We start from the raw sequence: 19,569 nt of genomic DNA on the forward strand, positions 1-19,569 counted from the left end.
CCGCCACAAGCCTCCCTGTGCATAGCGTATATCCAGCGCACAGCGCCACATCAGCAGGGACATGGCTATTCGGCCCAAATAGGACATCCACAGTCCAATCCCAGTTTCGCCCGACCCAGGCAGTCCGAAAACATGGCGCAGGGCCGCGTCCAGGCCAAGAACGAGCAAAATCAGTCCCCAAGGGGGCTCTGGCATACGGCCGATTTGCAAGCCAAGCACCAGCCCGATGGTGTAGAATACGAGGATTTGCGGACGTAGCAGCAGTAGACCACCCGTTCCAACCTCTGCGGGAATCAGGATAAGAAGCAGTATCCCCGCCAAGACGGGCATCTGGCGATAGATTCCAATCACGATAATGCCGATGACAGCCGATACAAAAACATCACGCAAGAAAGCGACAGGGATATTGGCCGGCGGGGCCGTCACGGAAAACAGCGCATTGATCCAGCCCATCACTCCATGCGGCATATCTGCTCCATCCCCCAGGATCAGTGCGCGTGCCAACACAAGAACCAAAACCAGCGCAGACCAAATCACCATCGGCACCAGAAGAGCCCAAGCCTTGCTCCGGATCATTTCCTGTGAAGACTTTCGCCCCAGAGAACGGGTCAAGAGAAAACCCGACACGACGCTGAGCAATGGCACTGATCCGCGGCCCAGGTAATCAATCAGAACCAGATAAAATGCATGAAGCACTGGCCCAACATCAGCGCCCATGACCTCTGAGGCACCAGGCCAGACATGGACGGTGGTCATGAATATGATGCACAGCACCCGCGCCACGCGGATCGCATCCGATGCCTCGCGGCTCAAGCGGCTCCCGCGAAAACTTTGACCTGTGTTGGAAATCGCTCGCATGGCCGGACAAATGGAAAGATTGCTGCGCCGCAGTATAGGACACCTCTGCCAGATGCCCAGACCCTATCGGCCCGCTTTGCGTGATACGGGCGACCAGCGGAACGGATAGGCCTTGGGCCGCACCAGATGCAACAGCGGCGTCAGGGGCAGGCGCAGCACGTATTTGCGGGTCCGCGCATCGTAAAGCCGTCTGATATTGCGGAAATAGAGCCGATAGGCCAGGCCGGGATGACCTGCGGCAAAGGCGGTCCTGATCGAATAGGCGCAGGAATTGGCCAGGAAGCTGGCCACAAGCCCTGCCTGGCCGACATAGCGGCCCGACGGCGCCTGCCCGATCAACCAGCGATAGCCCCGGGCCACCTCCAGGGCATTTCCCGTCAGGCTGTCATGGCCGCTCCGGCGCAGCCCCACCAGGACGGGCGCCGCGACGAACAGGACGCGGCCCGGCACGCGCAGGAAAAGATCGGTATCCTCGGCGCAGCGCAGACTGGGTTCGAACCCGCCCAGATCCAGAAAGGCCCGGCGGCGGATGGCGGCATTGCAGGCCCCATAGCGCGAGGCGGGGTTGCGCTGGACCGCGGTGACGAAATCCTTGTGCAACGCGGTGCTGGTCCTGTCTTCGGAAAGGCCTGCAAGCTCGGTTGGATCGGAGAAGTTGCGTCCGGCCAGGAAGGCGAGATCGACCTCGGGCGCCGCCGCAGAGAGCACATCAAGCACCGCCGGCAGGGTCCAGGGCAGCCAGAGATCGTCGCTGTCGAGAAAGACCAGCCATTCGCCCCGCGCGGCCTGGGCGGCCCGGTTCCTCGCCGCACTGGGCCCGGCATTCTGCTGTTCGATCAGCGTCACCCGGTCAGCAATACCCAAGCGCGCGGCCGTCTCACCGACCTTCGCGACCGAAGCATCCGTCGAGCCGTCATCGACGATGACAAGCTCGGCCCCTTCCCTGCCCAGACTGATGCTTTCCAGACAGGCTTCGATACACCAGGCCCGGTTGTAAAGCGGCATGATGATGGAGATCCGGGGGCTGGTCACGGCCCGCTCCTGTCCTGATGGCCACATCCCGGAACCCGGCAAATGTTTCGCATGCGAAACATCAAGCCTCCCTTCCCGGCAGGCGGCGCTTGCCCACGGGCTGGGCCGGATTGCCCGCCATGATCGTGAAGGGCTCCACCTTGCCGCGCACCACGGCCCCCGCGCCGATGATCGCGCCCTCGCCGATCTCGGCCCCGGCCAGGATCACCGCGCCATAGGCGATCCAGACATCGCGGCCAATCAGGATATCGGCTTCCTTCATCGCCTGATCGGTGACGGGGCTCCCGTCGTTGAAGCGGTAGTTCGAGGCCGACATCATCACATGCGGCCCCAGCATCACATCCTCGGCCAATACGATCCGCCCCGCGCCGGGACCGGCCCAGAGATAGCAATTCGCCGCGATCCGGCAGCGGTCGCCCAGGGTGATGTTCTGGCCATTGGCGAAATTGGCCAGCGGGCTGATCACCACCTTCCGGCCTCGGGTCACTTTGCGCAATTCGGCGACATGGGTGTAATTGAAATAGTTCACCACCTTGACCGCATGGGCCCAGGCCCGGGGATCGAGGAAGGACAGGATCAGCCGGCGAAACCGCTGGGCGCGGCTCAGCCGGATCTTGTGGACATGCTCCTCGGTCATCCCTCCCGCCCCTTCACCGTTTTACCCGCCGCGCGCCCATGGCCCAGAGCATCCGGCCGAAGGGCAGGAAGCGGCGGCGATCCACCCCCATCTCCAGCAGGATATAGGCCAGGATGCCAAGGGGAACCCCGATGGCAAGCCGCAGGTAATGACTCGCGCCCGCGCCCGCCAGCCAGAGATCCATGGCCCAGACGATCCCCGCCATGCAAGCCGCCGAGACAAGAGGCGGCAGGGTGACAAGAAGCCGGTCCTTCAGCGGCATCTGCACCAGCCGCACCGCGAACCAGCTGTTGACCGGCACCAGAACCAGGGTCAGGGCCAGTCGGGCCGCCGCCATGGCGACGATCCCGGAGGAGACCGTCAGAAGCAGCACCGCGACATTGGCCAGAAGCGAGACGACGGACCACAGGAACTGGAACCGCGCATGGCCGCGGGCCGAAAAGATGATGGCATTCACATCCGTGTAGACGGTGAACAGCGCCGTCAGCGTCGCATAGCCCATCAGGGCCGCGGCAGGCTCCCATCCCGGGCCAAGAAGAAGCCGCACGATCGGCCAGGCCAGCGCCCAGAGACCGAAACAGACCGGTGCCATCACGACGACCATGCCATATTGCACTTCCAGCAGGCCACGGCGCATCCGCTCCAGATCGTCCTGGATCGAGGCCATGATCGGGAACATCACCCGCCGCACCATCGTCACCACGATGCGCATCGGCACCACGACCATCTGATAGACGACCGAGACATAGCCGACATCCGCAGCACTCAGCCGATTGCCAATGATCGGCCGGTCGATCGACGTGGCGAAGAATTGCAGCATGGCCGAGGCCGTCACATAGCGGCCATAGGCGAGAAGCGGCCGCAGCGCCGCCATGCTGAACTGCGCCTTGGGCCACCAGCCGGAGAACAGGATCGACAGGCCCGCCCCGAGCACAGCCGTCACCATTTGCTGGGCGATCAGCGCCTCAAGCCGCCAGCCCGCCACGGCCATGCCGACCGCCACCAGGGCGCCTGCCAGGCTGGACAGGATCTCGATGGCCGCGATGCGCGAAAAGGCGAAACGTCGCTCCAGCATGGTCGTTGGCAGACCCTGCATCGCCACGACAAGAAAGATCGGCGCCACCCAGCGCAGGGGGGCCGCGACAGTGGCATCGCCCAGAAGCGCCGCCATCGGCTCGGCAAAGATCAGGGTGATGGCGGTCGCCACGATTCCAAGCGCGATGTTCGACCAGTAGACGCTGTCTTCCTCGATCCGGGTGATCTCCTGGCGCTGCACCAGCGCCACCCTGGTCCCGAAATCCGCAAGCATCTGCGCGAAGGCGATGACAAAGGCGACCAGCGCCGCCGCGCCGAACTCGGCCGGGCCCATGAAGCGCGACAGGATGCCAAGCGCCAGCAGCGACATCACCGTGCGCCCAAGGCGCGCGGCCACCGTCCAGCTTGCACCACGGACCGCTGCGGCCTTCAGGCTCATGCGCTATGTCCCCTCAGAACCCGTGCCGGACCTGGTCCAGCACCGCGCGGTAGCGCGCCTTGGCCGCCTCCAGCGCGGCACGATCCGAAAGCTGCCCCTTCGACCTTGCCAGCGTTCTCAGCCGGGAAACCGCCATCTGCCGTTCCATCGCCATGCGGGCGCGCAGCTTGAACGGCAGCTTGCGGGCCGCCCCGGCAGGGCCGGAACCGGCCTTGGCTTCCGTCGGATGGTCCCCGGCGGCGCGCTTCTTCTTCGGCAAGAGCGCCGAGATCCGATCCATCAGCGGGAACATCGGCTGGACCTGCAGCGCCAGCCCCAGACTGTCGGCCCAGTCCTGCCATTTGCGGGCATGGAAGAGATAGGAGATCGACACTGCCTGCCAGGGCGTGCCGAAGGCATCGGCGATGATCGCGCCATGCATGGATTCCGTCACCACCAGCGGCGCCCCGGCCAGGCGGCGGATCACCTGATGCGCCTCGCCCTCGGGCGAGACATAATCCAGCCCGGCCCGGGCGCAAAGCGCGGCCCAGTCGGCCCGGTCGATCGAGGCGATATGCGGCACGAAGACCGGGCGGCCGCCGCGCGGGATGTTCTGGAACTCGGGCAGGTCGGGCAGCATCACCGCCGGGTCGACAATGCCCTTTTCCGGCGGCAGGCCCAGGATCCGCGCCGAATGCGGCCCGCGCACGGCGGCAAAGGTGCATTCGGCCAGCAGCGCCGCATCCGGCACCGCGCCATAGCCCGCACCCGATCCCATCACCAGCTTCGGCATGCCGCGCGGCAGCTTGTCATTGATGATGGTGCCCACGCCGACCAGAAGATGCCCCGGCATCGCCTCGCGCCAGCCGGGCAGAAGCGCGTCCCAGAGCCAGAGATTCAGGTCATCGCCGAAATTGCCGCGCGGGGCCTGGTAATGATAAAGATCCAATGGCCTGCACTTCTTCCTGCTTCTCTGCGGCGCAGAAGATACCAGCCGCTGGCGGCTCCGTCGATCCCCGCGCGCGGCGTCGCGTTGCGAAACGCTGCTCGACCTGAATGGCCGAGAGCCAGGCCATCGGCAGTGCCAGCGCGAAGGTGAACAGCGTCAGCGCCGCGAGATAGATTTCCCGCGGGAGGCCCGCATGGTTCAGCAAAGACATGCCGAGATAGAGCGGGATCATGTGCAAGAGATACAGCGAGTAGGACAGGCCACCCAGCCATTGGAAAGGCGGGAAGGCCAGCCAGCCGATCGCCACTTGCCCGCGCCCCTGATCGCGCTTCAGGACCAGCCAGCCCAGCACGAAGGTCCAGATCCCCGCCGACATGTCGGCCAGCAGGAAGATCGCCCCGGCAAGCCCCGAGACAAGAAGCGGATTGAGACGGCGCCGGTCGCTCCAGTCCTGCCGCCAGAGGAGGAAGCTCAGGATGCCCAACAGGAAATAGGGCGCATATTGCGCCAGATCCGCCGGATTGGGCCAGTTGCGCAGCAAGACCCAGAGCAAGAGGCAACTGACCGCCACCGCTCCCCGCCGCCAGACCGGCCCGGTCGCAAGGCCCAGGAACAGCAGGGGGGCCACGAGATAGAACTGGGCCTCGGTCGAGACATTCCAGGCCTGGCCCAGGAAGGCATAGGCTGCCGAGGGCAGCCAGTCTTCCGGGATCAGCCCATGCAGAAGGGTCAGATGCGCCAGGATATGCTCCGGCATCCGGGCGAAGCCGTCTTCGAACAGGGTAACGCGCGCGATCAGGCGCGCCCCCTGGAACGGCGCCTCGCGCGCCGCGTCCAAGGCCAGGCCCGCCGTCAGCACAGACAGGGTGAAGGCCAGAAGATAGGCCGGATAGATCCGCCGCAGCCGCCCGGCCAGGAAGGGGCCATAGGCCTCGGGCCGGCGCGATTGCATCAGGAAGATCACGAAGCCGCTGAGGATGCAGAAGATCTGCACCCGCATATGCTCGCCGAACAGGGGGGCGAAGAAGCCGAAGCTCTTGGGCGAGACGCCGACCGAAGCGAGCAGATGCACGCAGACCACCCAGACCGCCAGAAGGCCGCGCAGACCGTCAAGTTCCCGGATTTTGCCCACACCGGTCTCCGGTTGAGGAAGCCGCCGAAAATTCTCGTCACCTCCCCGCTAGCCCGGAAAACCTTAACCACCCGTTAACAAGGCAGATCTCTTCAGAGACAGGCCTGTCTCTGCGGCAGAAACCCCGCCATATCTGCCCGTTTTGCAGTCCCTCTCCCTGCGAAAGGGCTTCAGCCCGCCTGCCCGCGCAGCCAGGCCGCCAGCCGGTCGCGCAGGGCTGCATCCACCGCCTTGCCGGTCAGACGCAGCTCGCCCGACCGGAACTGCAGCGACAGTCCCGGCAATACGTCCTTGATGGGTATAGTGGCCGGGGCAGGGCGGCCACTCCCACGCAGGGCCCGGGACAAAAGCGCCTGTTCCGCCGCGGCATCGGACGGCGGCTCCGCGTCCAGCCGGGCCGCGACCTCGGCCGCAAAGCCGGGCGCCTCGCCGATCCGCATGGCCAGGGCCAGGCCCAGCCGTTCGGGAATGGCGGCGGGAAAGCGCAGCGCCTCTCCCAGCGCCTCATGCAGGGTCAGGAACGAGCCGATCTTCGACCGGCGCGCCCGGCTGGCCTGGGCATAGAGCCTTTGCAGAGCCTGTTTCGGCGTGGCGAAGACCCCGGCCTCGACCGCCTTGGCCGCGATGCGGGCGCGCTCGTAATAGGACAGCCCGGCCCGGATCTCGTTTTCCTCGACCATGGCGACATAGGCATCGCCTGCCGTCTCGGGATGGCGCAGCACCGCAAGGACGGTCGCGAAGCGCGGCTCGCCACTGTCGCGGTGCAGATCGCGCAGCGCGGTGAGGCGTCGCCAGCCGGAGATCAGCCCATAGCGCGGCCGGATCCCGGGTCCGTGATCCACGACCTCGATCGCCATGCGCTGGCCATGGGCCTGCAAAGACTGGCGCAGGGCCGCCAGTTCATCGGCATCGACCGTCAGGCGGTCGCGGACCAGCCAGCCCTCGTCGATCTCCTGCAGCGGCAATTGCTGCGCCAGACGGCCATCGCTGCGGGCCAGATCGATTTCATCGGCCAGTTCCTGCAGGGCCGAAACCGCCGCCGCATCCTGCGTCTCGCGCGAGATCGGCGCCGCCGCGACCCCGAAGGGCCGCATCGCCCCCAGCTCGGCCGCCTCTTCCCGGGGCAGGGCAGGGAAGCGCGTCAGCGGCGCCTGGTCCGACAGGGTCAGTCTCTTGCGTTTGGCCATGCCTTGCTCCCCATGTCTTGCTCCCCGTGCCAAAGTTTCGCGCGCGAAACATCTCGCCGCCCGGACCACAGGCCGCGGCTCATTCCCCGGCCTCGTCCCGCATCGCCAGCTCGTCCCGCCGCCAGGTGCCGATCAGCAGCTTCTTGAAGGCGGCATAGGTCGCATCAAAGGTCTCGCGGCCGCGGATATAGGTGTCGCGGTTGAAGTCGCGGTAATCCGCCTCGTAAATGCCGTTCACCTGCTCGCCGGCCTGGCCGATCAGCGCGGTAAAGCCCTGCCGGGCGGGCGAGAGGGTGCGCCCCAGATAGGCCTGCATCAGCCCGGCCAGTTCCGCCTGCTGCATCCCGTCATAGCGGGTGATCACCGCCCGCACCGCATCCCATTCGAAGGCCAGTTCCGCCCGGCCGAGCGCGCGGGCGGCGATGTTCTCGCTGTCCTCAATGCTGGCGAAGGTCGAATGCAGCATGTCGAAGAACCGGCCCGTCGAATCGAACTCCAGGAAGGAGGCCCCCAGCGGCACCAAGAGAATATCCGCCGCCGCGAGGCCGTTGATCGTCAGATAGCCAAGCGCCGGGGGCGTATCGATGAAGACCAGGTCATAGGCGTCGAGGATGCCGTCTTCGGCCAAGCTGTCGCTCAAGGCATCCCAGAGCTTCCAGCCCCGGCCCTGCATCCGCCAGACCGGGATCTGGAACTCGGCCCAATAGAGGTTCAGCTGCGCCCCGATCAGATCGATATTCGGCCAATGGGTCTTTTGCACCAGGTCGGGCGCCTTGACCTTCAGCGCCTCGGACAGCGTGTCGTCGATCGGCACCGGCGCCTCGCCGCGTTCGATCCGGCCCTGGTTGGTGGCGCGCAGGTGGCGGGCGTAATGGCGGGCCAGAAGCGGAAAGACCGTCTGCCATTCATCCGCGACCGTCCCGCCGAAGATCGAGGTCATCGAACCCTGGCTGTCGAGGTCGATCACCAGCACCCGGTAGCCATCCAAAGCCGCCGACATGGCCAGATGGGCGCAGGTCGAGGTCTTGCCGACCCCGCCCTTGAAATTCGCCACCGCGACGATCTTGGCCGGCAGAGCCTTCGGTCGCCAGGGCAGGTATTCCTTGGCCTTCGATCCTTCGGCGGCAAAGAAGGCGCGCAGGCGCAGCACCTCGTCCAGTGTGAACCATTTTGCCCCGCCCTCGGTTTCCGAGGCGCCCTGCGGCAGGGCCGGGTTCTGTTTCAGCACGCGGCGGAAATGGGCTTGGGCGACCGGGATCAGATAGCGGGTGATTTCCCAGGTCGAGAACAGCCGCAGGCTCTTGCGCCCCTCCTCATTCAGCCCCCGCCCGATCAGATCGGCCCGGCCGCGCCCGCAGGCCTCGGCGATCCGGGCGAAAGCGGCGCTGGTGGCGGGGTCACCCAGATCGGCCAGGGCGGCATCGGGCGAGATGTTGAAATAGGGCGGGGGAAGATCTTCCGACACGGGAATCCTGCCATGAGATGCATTTTTGGCAAGATATCACAAAAGGGATGACATGAAAGATAAAGCAGAACATGTCAGGGCAGAGCCTTGATTATTCTATGCATTTTCTTTGGTCTGGCAGGGGAGCCTGCGCTTTCCGAGGCGGGGCCCTGAAAAATTTTCGCTGTTAGATGATGTTATCTTATTAGTTACGGCTCTAGGGCCTTTCATGAAACCCCTTCTTTGCAAGGCCTTGCGCCGTCGTTTCTGGCATGAAGTGAATCTGATCCCACGTTGCGGCGACTCTGATCCCCCGAAGCTGCGACTCTGATCCCCCGAAGCGGGCGGTGGACGGGACCTGTGGATAACTCTAGGCTGGGCGTCAATGAAACCACGAAACGAGTCGGCCCGCAAAACCGCATGAGCAGGCGGGGGCACGACCGTCATGAGGGCGGGCGAATGGCGGCAGAGGGGATCGCGGGCCGGGCATGGCCGGCAAGGACCAGGGAAGATGCGAAGGGCAGGGGGCTTCTGCCCGACCGCCATCCGACCGCAGATTTCTTCGTCTGCGACATTTTCGATGCGCTGCCGAAGGATGATCTGGCCTCGATGGAACATCCGATGTTCTCGCTGGCGACCCGGCCTGACCTGCGCATCCTGCGCTATGAGCATAATGGCACTGGGATCACCGTCACCCCTTCGGTGCGCGGCCTGGCCACGATTCATGACAAGGACATCCTGATCTATTGCATCAGCCAGCTGATGGCGGCGATCAACATGGGCCGGGCCGTCAGCCGGGTGTTGCATCTCAAGGCACATGACCTGCTGGTCGCCACCAATCGCGAGACATCGGGCGATGGGTATCAGCGCCTGCGCGAAGCCTTCGAGCGGCTGGCCGGCACGCGCATCACCACCAATATCGTCACCGGCGAGGTCGAGACCACCACCGGCTTCGGCCTGATTGAAAGCTGGCAGATCCAGCGCCACAGCCGGGCCGGGCGGATGATCAGCGTGATGGTCACGCTCTCGGACTGGCTGTTCCGGGCGGTGCTGGCGAAATCGGTGCTGACGCTGTCGCGCGATTATTTCCGCCTGCGCAAACCGCTGGAGCGCCGGGTCTATGAACTGGCCCGCAAGCATTGCGGCCGTCAGGCGGAGTGGCGCATCTCGGTCGAGGTGCTGTTGAAGAAATCCGGCTCGGCCAGCCCGCGCCGGGTGTTCCGCAAGATGATCCGCGACATGATCGCGGCCGACAGCCTGCCGGATTACCGGATCGAGGAAGAGCCGGGCGACATCCTGCGCCTCTCGCCGCGCCGCGCGGCCGGCGGGCTGATCGAAGGCGCGCCGCTTCTTTCCGCTGATGCGCTCGAGGCGGCCAAGGCCCTGGCGCCGGGCTGGGATGTCCATGCGCTCGAGGCGGAATGGAAGGCCTGGTGGGCCGGATCGGGCCGGGCGAAGCTGCGTTCGGCCGACCGGGCTTTCCTCGGCTGGGTCAAGGTGCGGGTGGGGTGATGCGGACATTCGGCTGGGCCCTGATCGCGGCGGGGCTGGGGCTTGCCGCGATCTATGGCCTGCAGCGCGGGATGGGGTTGGCGCTGCTGGGTCTGGCTGTCGAGCCCGCGACGGTGATCGCCGCCGCCCGGGCCCCGGCCCCGGTTCCGGCGGAGCGCCCTTTCCGGCTTCTCCTCCTGGGCACCAGCCTGAGCGCCCAGGGGCAGTGGCCGCGCGAGCTGGAGCGGCGCCTTTCGGCCTGCCGGCCGGGGGGCGTGACGCTTGAGCGTCTGGCCCGTTCGGGGGCGAACAGCGCCTGGGGCGCTTCGGCGCTGGCCGCGCGCCTCGGGGCTGGGGCTGCTGACCGGCCGCCGCCCGATCTGATCCTGGCGGAATTCTCGATCAACGACACGTCGCTCTGGCGCGGGATGCGCCTGGCGCAAAGCCGGGCCCGCCATGACGAGATCCTGGCCACGGCCGGGCAGGTGCCGGTCTGGCTGGTGACGATGAGCCCGGCCTTCGGACGCGACGCCTGGGAGCGCCCGGGCCAGGTCGCCTATCGCGCGCTCTATGCCGATCTGGCCCGGGAACGGGGGGCTGGCGTGATTCCCACCATCGCGCCCTGGCTGGCGCTGCCGCCAGCCGAACGCCGCATTTCGATGCCGGACAACCTGCATCCGACCGATGCGGCGGTCATCGCGCTGACCGTTCCTCTGCTGGAACAGGCGCTGCGCCCGGTGATCTGCCCGGATTGAAGGCAGCTTTCCGCGGCTGGCCATTTGCTGCCAAGCAGAAACGCGCCATTCGCGCGCGGAATCCGGCGGGTTTTCGCACGGGAATTTCCCGATCCGCATGAATATGCAGAAATTTTAAGCGATTGTTTCCAAATCCGGCGGGAACCTGCTGGCACCCTGCCGAATTGATAATGGCCAGGCCATGCTGCATGTGCTAATCAACCTGAGACATTGTTTTTCCTCAATCGCGGGACGCTCCCATGATGCTCTTCAAGTCTCTTGCGGTCGCCGCCGCTCTGGCGCTTCCGGGGGCCGCTGCTCAGGCCGCAACGATCAACGCCACGGAAGTGGTCAACTACACTCCCGGCACCTTCAAGAAGGTCGAACCCGGTCGCGCAGACGCCTCCTCGGCTCTCGGCGCGGCGGATGGCAGCTTCGTCTCGCTGGGTCTGGGCGGCTCGATCGTGCTGGCTTTCGCCACGCCCTTCCGGGCGATCGGCGAAGTGGTCGAGATCACCTACAACAACAAGAAGAACCATAAGGAATCGGCCGATATCTTCGCTTCGGTCGATGGCATCACCTGGACCCTGATCGCTTCGGTGAAGAACTATCTCAGCACCGGCTTCAGCGCCTCGGGCGTCTATTCCTTCCTGAAGATCGTCGATACGACCGGGCCCAAGGGCGCCTCCTTCGACGGTTTCGACATCGACTCCGTCTCGGTCACCCCGGTTCCTGTCCCGGCCGCGGGCCTGCTGCTGGGCGGCGCGCTTCTCGGCCTGGGCTCGCTGCGCCGTCGCAAGACCGCGGCCTGATCCCCTTCACGGACTGTTGGGTTTTCTAAGGGGGCGCCTGTAGGGGCGCCCTTTTTCCTTTTCGTTCCAACCATCTATGCGCCATGATGGGAGAACAATGGCAGCGCGCCCTGCCGGGTTTTCAAGCTGTGGGCCTGCGGCTCCGGCCACGATTTATCGAGTCGTCGCAAGATCGCGGTTTGAAAGCTTCGCAAAATGTGGAGTTTTCTAAGCATGCCGTGCAGAGGCGTGCCTGTTTTCTATTTTGGTGCCAAGCGCTTATAGGCCGCCAGCAGCGGCGCGACCGAAGCACCCCAATGCAGGTCGTTCGAGACGCGGGCCTTGCCATAGGCGCCCATGCGCTTGCGCCGTTCAGGATCGTCCAGCAACTCTTCCAGTTTTGCGGCGAAATCCTGCGTGTCATTGGCTCGGGCATAAAGCGAGGCATCGCCCGCGCTGACCCGTCCCTCGGTGACCTCGAACTGGACGATGGGTTTTTCCAGCGCCATGTATTCGAGAATCTTGTTCATGGTCGACTTGTCGTTCATCGGGTTCACCCGGTCCGGGTTCACGCAGATATCCGACGTCGACAGGACCTCGAGCAACAGCTGGTCCGGTGCCCGGCCGGTGAAGGTGACGTAATCGGCCAGGCCCATGCGCCGCGACAGGGCGCGCAGATTGTCGAGTGCGGGTCCGCCGCCCACCAGAACGAACTGGATGTCTTCGCGGCCCCGATCGACCAGATGGCGCACGCTTTCAAGGAGCAGGTCGATGCCTTCCTGCTCGCCCATGACCCCGACATAACCGATCAGATGGCGGCGACCGTTCTTCAGGCTTTCATTCGGCGGCACGGCGCGGATCCGCGACAGATCCGGGCCCGAGCGGACGACGAAGACATCCTCTGGCCGCTTGCCGCCGCGCTCGATCGCGATCTGACGATAGCTTTCATTGGTCGAGATCACCACCCGCGCCGCCTTGAAGTTCAGCCATTCGGCCCAGAGCAGCATTCTCCAGAAGAAGCCGCGCTTGCCGAATTTCGCCTCGAACAGCTCGGGGTTGATGTCGTGATGGTCGAAGAGATAACGCCGCCCCAAGAGCTTGAAGGGCAGAGCAACCAGAAAGACCAGATCGGGCGGGTTGCAGCCATGAATCGTGTCGAAGCCATGCCGGAAGAAGATCTTCCAGGCCAGCCGGGTTTCATGGAACAGAGCGGCGGCATATTCCTTGAGATATCCCGCAGCGCCTTTGCCCTCGGCAAGGGGGTGGCGGTAGATATGGATGCCGTTCAGCTCTTCGTAACGGGATTCATAATCCTTACCGGTCGGGCAGATGATGGCGACCTCGGCCCCTGCGGCCTTCAGGGTCTGGGCCTCCTGCCAGACCCGGCGGTCGAAGGGCAGGGGCAGGTTCTCGACGATGATCAGGATCTTCCGCCCCGCCAGGGCGGAGGGGTCGATCCCGAAACGTGCGCCATAATTGCTCATCTGAACCGCGGCATCCGTCATTCTTCTTCCTCAGCTCAGGCTTCCGAGGTTCACGATGTCCTGCCCCGGGGCCAGCTGTAGCTTGTTGCCGGTGGCATTGGTAACGATCACCCGGTCCCAGGTGCCGGCTTCTGCGGCTTCCTTGGTCACAAAGAGCCGGTTCAGCTCCGGCAGGGTCGAGAAGGCATAGCCCAAGTTTGCCCCGACCAGATTCTTCGGCTCGACCGCAGGGTCGAAGACAGAAAGCTGATAACCTTCGCGCAGAAGGTTGCGCGCGAGATCGATGTTCGGGCTTTCGCGCAGATCGTCCGTATCGGCCTTGAAGGCGATCCCCGCCAGCAGGATCTTTGCCCCCGGTTGCAGGCCGCGCGCCGCCAGCTGGAACAGCCGGTATTTGTGCGAGGCGTTCGAGTTCAGAAGCGAATTGATCAGCTGGGTATTCGCCCCCGCATCATTGGCGATGTATTGCATCGCGCGCACGTCCTTGGGCAGGCAGGAGCCGCCGAAGGCGCCGCCCGGGCGCAGGTAATAGGGCGAGATGTTCAGCTTGGTGTCTGAGACGAAGATCTCGTGCACCGTCTTCGCCGAGAGGCCCAGCTGCAGGCAGATGCGGCCGATCTCGTTGGCATAGGCGACCTTGACCGCATGCCAGGTGTTGTCGACGAATTTGGTGATCTGCGCCTCGGCGAAGGGGACGTTGAAAACCGGCGCGCCCAGCCCGTCATTCAGCTGGTCCATCCGGGCCGAGGGGCTGCCATCCCTTGTGCCCACCACGATCTTAGGCGGGTGGAAGTAATCTTGGATGGCCGTACCTTCGCGCAGGAATTCTGGATTATAGACCAGCTCGACCTGGGCCGCAAAACGCTCGGCGCCCATGATGGATTCGAAGATCGGCGAGATCAGGTGCTCCATCGAGCCGGGCCGGATGGTTGACCGATAGGCCACCGTGATCCTGCGGTCGCTGACCGGCAGGGCGGCGGCGATCTGGCGCGACACTTCAGCGATATAGGACATGTTGTGCGACCCGTCCGGCGCCGAGGGCGTGCCGACGCAGACGATGGCCATGTCGCAATCGGCCAGATGATTGCCGATCGAGGTCTGGGCCGAGATCAGCCCCTTGGCCAGGCCCGCGCGATGCAATTCGCCGATCCCCGGTTCCGTGATCGGCGGACGGCCTGCATTGATGGCATCGACCTTGGGCGAGGAGACGTCAAACCCCACAACCTCATGTCCTTGGCTGGCCATGCAGCACATGCCGGTAAAGCCCACATAGCCCAGGCCAAAAACCGCGATCTTCATCAGTCGTCCTTTCCGCACCCAGGCGGTCAGCCGCGGGCGTAAATGTCTTCGTAGCGGATGATGTCGTCTTCGCCCAGATAGGCACCCGTCTGCACCTCGATCAGCACCATGGGCACCCGGCCGGGATTCTCCATCCGGTGCACGGCGCCCAGCGGGATATAGACCGACTGGTTCTCGGTCAGCAGGCGCACCTCCTCATTCACCGTGACCTTCGCCGTGCCGGAGACGACGATCCAGTGTTCGGAGCGGTGGAAATGGCTTTGCAGCGACAGCGAGGCGCCGGGATGCACCACGATGCGCTTGACCTGGAACCGATCCGACAGGGCCAGCGTCTCGAACCAGCCCCAGGGCCGGTGGTCGCGCGGAAAGGTTTCCGCCTGCCGGGCCTTGCGCGCCTTCAGGGCCGCCACGGCCTGCTTGACCTCCTGCGCGCGGGCGCGGTCGGCCACCAGAACCGCATCGGGCATGGCCACGACCAGCATGTTCTGCAACCCGATCCCCACAACCTCCAGATCCGGGGATTCCGAGCGCAGCAACGTGTCGGTGCAATTGAGCGCCGTGGCCGGGCCGCTGGTCGCAACGCCGCTTTCATCCGGCCCCATCTCGCGCCAGACCGCGTCCCAGCCGCCCAGATCCGACCAGCCGCCCGAGAAGGGCACGACAGTCAGGTTGTCGGCCTTTTCCATCACCGCATAATCGATCGAGATGTCGGGCGCCTTGGCAAAGGCGGCCGGGTCCAGCCGCAGGAAGCCCAGATCCGGCTTGGCCGCGGCCAGGGCGGCGCGCATGGAGGCAAGCACTTCGGGGGCGTGCAATTCGAAGGCGGCGATCAGGCGCGCGGGGGTGAAGAGGAAGATCCCCGCATTCCACAGGAAAGTGCCGGCTTCCAGCATGGCCTCGGCCCGCGCCGCATCGGGCTTTTCGACGAATTGCGCCAGCGCCACCGGTGCCCCCTCCGAAGGCGCGGCCAGTTCCAGCCAGCCATAGCCGGTCTCGGCATGGCTGGGCGTGATGCCGAAGGTCACCAGCCGACCCGCCAGCGCCGGTTCAAGCCCGCGCTGCACCGCTGCGGCAAAGGCCGTGCCATCGGGGATCACATGGTCCGAGGGCGCAACGAGCATCGGCTGATCCGGGGCGGTCTCGGCCAGATGCAGGGCGGCGGCCAGAACGGCGGGCGCGGTGTTGCGGGCCTGGGGTTCGATCAGGATCGTGCCCGGATCGACGCCGATCGCGGCCATCTGCTCGGTGACGATGAAACGGAAATCCGCGCCGGTCACCACAACGGGCGCGGCAAAGCCCGCCCCGGTCAGGCGCTGGACCGAGGCCTGGAACAGCGAGGTCTCGCCGGTCAGGGGGACGAATTGCTTGGGATAGCTCTTGCGGGACAGGGGCCAGAGCCGGGTGCCAGCGCCACCGCAGAGCAGAACGGGAGTGATCATCGACAAGGCCTCGGAGAAACGGAGCGTAAGGATCGGGCTAAGACTATGACAGCGGGTTTGGGAAAAGATATGGCAGACATGGGGTTGCATTCGGCTTGCCAGAGGGCGGGGGTTCTGCTGCGCTGCGGCGAGGGGGAGATTGCACAAGTTCGGCGGGGGAGGGAAGGGAAATGTCCCAAGCGACTGCCCGCCATAGGCGAAGCTCTGCTCCCGATCCCTTCTTGTCGGCGCTTGGGAACTACAGGGCGAAGCGCATCGGAAGGGTGGCCAATCCCGCGCGCCTGGGGCAGGGCATCAGACCTGCACAACTCTGTTTCGCTGCGGCGCAACCACGTTTCATACCGCTCTCTGGCGAGGTGCAGACCCTCCCGGGTCAATCTGCATGCCTTGGCCATTTTGAAGTTAACGTTCCTATTTCTTGCCAAGATCGTACAAGCCCGCCGACTCCCAGCACAAGCGGAGTTGGCGACAAGGGCTTGTACGCCTTTTTACAACCGCGCCGTAGGGGCGGTTTGACGTCCTCTGCGAAACGTGGTGCGCATCGCGCCCTCTGGACTGCGTTTTCGGCAGAGGGCTGGATGTCATCTGCTTCCCGCATCGCGTTTGGTGTTTCCGGTCCCCTGCGTCCCGCATCCCGCCCCGTGCCTCGCGCCATGTGGCAAGCGGGGAATGCCGCCCGTCTTCTGGGGCCTGCATCGGGAAACCCGGATAACGTCTTCCGCTTCCCGTCTTGTGCCTGCTGCAGGATGCGCCGCGCCCCGTGCATCGTGGCTCTCGTGTTCCGCGTCTTCCGCGAAAAACACCTGTTTCTCGTGAGTGACGCGCCGCGGCAGAGACGCTTGGGTTTTTCCCAGCCCAAATTCATGAAAAACCCGCAATAATCATTTGCCGACAACATATGCGCCGAATAGGTTTATCGTGACATGAGGGGCGATTGACCATGGGCCTGATCGGCTATGCGCGGATTTCCACGGTCGAGGGCGCGCAGATCCTGGACCGCCAGCTCGATGCCCTGAAGGCCGCGGGCTGCGAGCGCATCTTCGAGGATCGCGCCTCGGGCGCGCGGAATGACCGGCCCGGTCTGGCCGCCTGTCTCGATTTCCTGCGTAAGGGCGATGTGCTGGTGGTGCTGGATCTCGACCGGCTCGGCCGTCTCGCGGCCGAGCTGATCATGCTGATCGACCAGCTCGAGAGCCGGGGTATCGCCTTCCGCGCGCTCAACGCGCCGATGGACACGACCACGCCCTCGGGCCGCGCCTTCCTGCAGATCCAGGCCGCCTTTGCCGAGATGGAGCGCAACATCATCCGCCAGCGGGTGAGCGAGGGGCTGGCCGCTGCAAGGGCGCGGGGCAGGCGGGGCGGGCGGCCGCGGGTGATGACGCCTGACAAGCTGCGCTATGCCCGCCATCTCATGGCCGACCGCGCCCGCTCGATCCCGGAGATCTGCAAGGAGCTGGGCGGGATACGGTCCTCGACCCTTTACCACTATCTGCATGCGGACGGCAGCCTGAAGGCGGCCGGCCGCGAGCTGCTGGAAAAGACGGGACTTGACGGCAAGGCCCCCTGAGGCGGCCTTGCCGATCTTCAGCGGCCGGTCATCCGCACCACGACCCGGGCCGTGCCCATCAACAGCCTGACATCCTGGCCCAGGGAGGCGTTGTCGTAATAGCCCTCGTCAAAGCGGATCCGGTCGACGAAACGGGTGGCCGAACGGCCATAGACCTGCCATTCGCCGGTGACGCCGGGGCGCATCAGGAAATAGGCGCGGCCGCCGGCGCGGGTGTAGAGGTCTTGCTGCTCGGGCAGAAAGGGGCGGGGGCCGACGATCGACATGTCGCCCACCAGGATGTTCCACAGCTGCGGCAGTTCATCGAGGCTCGACTTGCGCAGGAACTGGCCGATCCGGGTGATGCGCGGATCATTGGCCAGTTTCTGGTTCTCGGCCCATTCGCGGGCGATCTTGGGATCGGCCTCGCACAGCTCGCGCAGGCGCTCTTCGGCATTGACCGCCATGCTGCGCAGCTTCCAGCAGCGGAAGGTCCGCCCGTCACGGCCGATGCGCGGCTGGCTGTAGAAGCCGGGTCCGCCGTCCAGCCGCACCAGAAGCCACATCAGGGCGACGACCGGCAGCGCGACCGGAATCATCATCGCCACCAGAAGCAGGTCGAAGACCCGCTTGCGCAGCCCGAAATACCTGTTGGGCCGGACCGGCGCCTGCGCTTTTGCAAGCTTGGAGGGGAAGCCGACGAGGGTCGCCGGCGAGCTTGATTCATAGGCCATCAGAGATCTCTGCGCCGGGGGGAAGGCAGCTGAGTTGCCTGCCAAACACTCTTAAAATCAGACATATTCATGACTAGACCCGGCTAAATTATACCGCAAGCGCAAAGGTTATGCTGCAGGTGCGAATGCATCCCATATGGCCCCGGAATGTGCGGCCTGCCGCCGAAACATAAGGCGGCTGGCGAAACTTCGCTAGTCTTCTGTGCATAATGTTCATTTTTCATCAAAGGTTTACGAGAATCATCCTGATTGTCGCCGCCGCGGCGTCGCGGGTCAGCTTTCGGGAAAATTCCCCCTGCAGGGGGCTTGGGCGCTTCGGGGGTATTCTGCGCGGGCACAGTGATGGCGCGGGGCGGGTATTGTTTCCAGAACGGCCGACAATCTGGCGGCAACCGAGCCGGATCGCAGCCTGTCAGCCGGTGATGGAGCGAATCTTGGGTGGGGATCCGGCCGGATTTTCCCGGTCCTCGCGGGTCTGGATGAAGAGATTGTCGGCCAGGACTTCGCGCACCGTCTCATTCGTGACCACGGGCCGTGATTCGGTTGCGGCATAAATCAGGCACAATTCGCCGATCTTGTTGATCATCCGCGGGATGCCCTGGGACATTTCATGGATCGCCGTGACGGCGCGGGCGGTGAACTCCTGGCCGGTGCCGCCGGCATGGCGCATCCGGTGGGCGATATAGGCGCCGGTGCCTTCCTCATCCATGCCGGTCAGATGGAAGCTCGCCGTCACCCGCTGGGCGAACTGGCGCAGCTCGGGCTTTTCCACCATCTCGCGCAGCTCGGGCTGGCCGATCAGGATGAGCTGCAAGAGCTCGTCCTTGTTCGAGTTGATGTTGGTCAGCATGCGCAGCTCTTCCAGCGCCTCGAAGGACAGGTTCTGCGCCTCGTCGATGACGATGACGGCATGGCGGCCGGCGGCATATTCGGCCAGGAGGAAATTCTGCAGCTCCTGGAACAGCCCGACATAGTCGAGCGTGCGGTCATGCGCGACGCCAAAGGCGTTCAGCGCCCAGCGAAGCAATTCGCCCCGGCCGCCCTGCGCATTGGAGATCAGGCCGATCGTGGCCGTGTCTTCCATGGATTTCAGGAGATGCTGCAGGAGCGTGGTCTTGCCCACCCCCACTTCGCCGGTGATGACGGTGATCGGCGCGCGCGACAGGATGCCGTATTCCAGCACCGTATAGGCGCGGCGATGCGGCTTGGTCCAATACAGGAAATCGGGATCGGGCAGCAGCGTGAAGGGCCGCTCGCGCAGATTGAATACCGTGGCGTAAAGACCGATGATCGACAAAGTACATCCCTGTTTCCGAGGGCGGCGGCCCTCCTTCATCCGATCTTCCGCCGCGGATCGCA

17 protein-coding genes are annotated in these 19,569 nt (G+C 64.9%); 4 read left to right on the plus strand and 13 right to left on the minus strand.

Going from position 1 to position 19,569, the window contains the following annotated elements:
• From ACED67_RS20830 to ACED67_RS20865, 8 genes are all read right to left on the minus strand, one after another.
• A partial coding sequence (locus ACED67_RS20830; RefSeq protein WP_395543662.1) for an acyltransferase family protein occupies positions 1-813 on the minus strand: 813 nt, incomplete at its 3' end.
• 108 nt (positions 814-921) lie between these two features.
• The gene (locus ACED67_RS20835) at positions 922-1,890 is read right to left on the minus strand and encodes a glycosyltransferase family 2 protein (RefSeq protein WP_395543663.1); all 969 of its coding nucleotides are present in this window, start codon (positions 1,888-1,890) and stop codon (positions 922-924) included.
• Positions 1,891-1,951: 61 nt separating this feature from the next.
• A complete protein-coding gene (locus ACED67_RS20840; RefSeq protein ID WP_395543664.1) occupies positions 1,952-2,527 on the minus strand; it encodes an acyltransferase in 576 nt (191 codons plus the stop codon).
• A 13-nt stretch (positions 2,528-2,540) separates the two neighbouring features.
• The gene (locus ACED67_RS20845; protein ID WP_395543665.1) at positions 2,541-4,001 is read right to left on the minus strand and encodes a lipopolysaccharide biosynthesis protein; all 1,461 of its coding nucleotides are present in this window, start codon (positions 3,999-4,001) and stop codon (positions 2,541-2,543) included.
• Between the two features lie 13 nt (positions 4,002-4,014).
• Positions 4,015-4,929: a polysaccharide pyruvyl transferase family protein gene (locus ACED67_RS20850; RefSeq protein WP_395543666.1), complete on the minus strand. Its 915-nt coding sequence runs from the start codon at positions 4,927-4,929 to the stop codon at positions 4,015-4,017.
• On the minus strand, positions 4,883-6,061 hold the full coding sequence (locus ACED67_RS20855; RefSeq protein ID WP_395543667.1) for an acyltransferase family protein: 1,179 nt from the start codon (positions 6,059-6,061) through the stop codon (positions 4,883-4,885). The genes ACED67_RS20850 and ACED67_RS20855 overlap by 47 nt, the downstream gene beginning before the upstream one ends.
• Before the next feature lie 170 nt (positions 6,062-6,231).
• Positions 6,232-7,248 (minus strand): ParB N-terminal domain-containing protein, encoded by a 1,017-nt coding sequence (locus ACED67_RS20860; protein ID WP_395543668.1) that lies wholly within the window; start codon positions 7,246-7,248, stop codon positions 6,232-6,234.
• A gap of 79 nt (positions 7,249-7,327) precedes the next feature.
• The gene (locus tag ACED67_RS20865; RefSeq protein WP_395543669.1) at positions 7,328-8,713 is read right to left on the minus strand and encodes an AAA family ATPase; all 1,386 of its coding nucleotides are present in this window, start codon (positions 8,711-8,713) and stop codon (positions 7,328-7,330) included.
• 438 nt (positions 8,714-9,151) lie between these two features.
• Between ACED67_RS20865 and ACED67_RS20870 the strand changes: the two genes are divergently transcribed.
• From ACED67_RS20870 to ACED67_RS20880, 3 genes are all read left to right on the plus strand, one after another.
• Positions 9,152-10,204: a replication initiator protein A gene (locus ACED67_RS20870; protein ID WP_395543670.1), complete on the plus strand. Its 1,053-nt coding sequence runs from the start codon at positions 9,152-9,154 to the stop codon at positions 10,202-10,204.
• Complete coding sequence (locus ACED67_RS20875; protein WP_395543699.1) at positions 10,204-10,938, plus strand: SGNH/GDSL hydrolase family protein; 735 nt, start codon at positions 10,204-10,206, stop codon at positions 10,936-10,938. Before ACED67_RS20870 ends, ACED67_RS20875 begins: the two co-directional genes overlap by 1 nt.
• Positions 10,939-11,177: 239 nt before the next feature.
• Entirely contained in the window at positions 11,178-11,729 is a 552-nt protein-coding gene (locus tag ACED67_RS20880; protein ID WP_395543671.1) for a VPLPA-CTERM sorting domain-containing protein, read from the plus strand.
• Positions 11,730-11,968: 239 nt separating this feature from the next.
• Here ACED67_RS20880 and ACED67_RS20885 read toward each other — a convergent pair whose 3' ends face one another.
• From ACED67_RS20885 to ACED67_RS20895, 3 genes are read right to left on the minus strand one after another with little or no spacing between them, the layout of a single operon-like run.
• A complete protein-coding gene (locus tag ACED67_RS20885; protein WP_395543672.1) occupies positions 11,969-13,213 on the minus strand; it encodes a glycosyltransferase family 4 protein in 1,245 nt (414 codons plus the stop codon).
• A gap of 9 nt (positions 13,214-13,222) precedes the next feature.
• On the minus strand, positions 13,223-14,491 hold the full coding sequence (locus ACED67_RS20890; protein ID WP_395543673.1) for a nucleotide sugar dehydrogenase: 1,269 nt from the start codon (positions 14,489-14,491) through the stop codon (positions 13,223-13,225).
• A 26-nt stretch (positions 14,492-14,517) separates the two neighbouring features.
• Positions 14,518-15,930: a mannose-1-phosphate guanylyltransferase/mannose-6-phosphate isomerase gene (locus tag ACED67_RS20895; RefSeq protein WP_395543674.1), complete on the minus strand. Its 1,413-nt coding sequence runs from the start codon at positions 15,928-15,930 to the stop codon at positions 14,518-14,520.
• Positions 15,931-16,870: 940 nt separating this feature from the next.
• Between ACED67_RS20895 and ACED67_RS20900 the strand changes: the two genes are divergently transcribed.
• A complete protein-coding gene (locus ACED67_RS20900; RefSeq protein WP_395543700.1) occupies positions 16,871-17,497 on the plus strand; it encodes a recombinase family protein in 627 nt (208 codons plus the stop codon).
• Between the two features lie 17 nt (positions 17,498-17,514).
• Here the strand turns inward: ACED67_RS20900 and ACED67_RS20905 are convergent, their stop codons facing one another.
• Positions 17,515-18,210: a sugar transferase gene (locus ACED67_RS20905; protein WP_395543675.1), complete on the minus strand. Its 696-nt coding sequence runs from the start codon at positions 18,208-18,210 to the stop codon at positions 17,515-17,517.
• Positions 18,211-18,622: 412 nt separating this feature from the next.
• The gene (locus ACED67_RS20910) at positions 18,623-19,507 is read right to left on the minus strand and encodes an ExeA family protein (protein ID WP_395543676.1); all 885 of its coding nucleotides are present in this window, start codon (positions 19,505-19,507) and stop codon (positions 18,623-18,625) included.
• Between the last annotated feature and the right edge of the window lie 62 nt (positions 19,508-19,569).

The sequence above is a fragment of the Neotabrizicola paludis genome (assembly GCF_044142105.1).
Classification (GTDB): domain Bacteria; phylum Pseudomonadota; class Alphaproteobacteria; order Rhodobacterales; family Rhodobacteraceae; genus Pseudogemmobacter.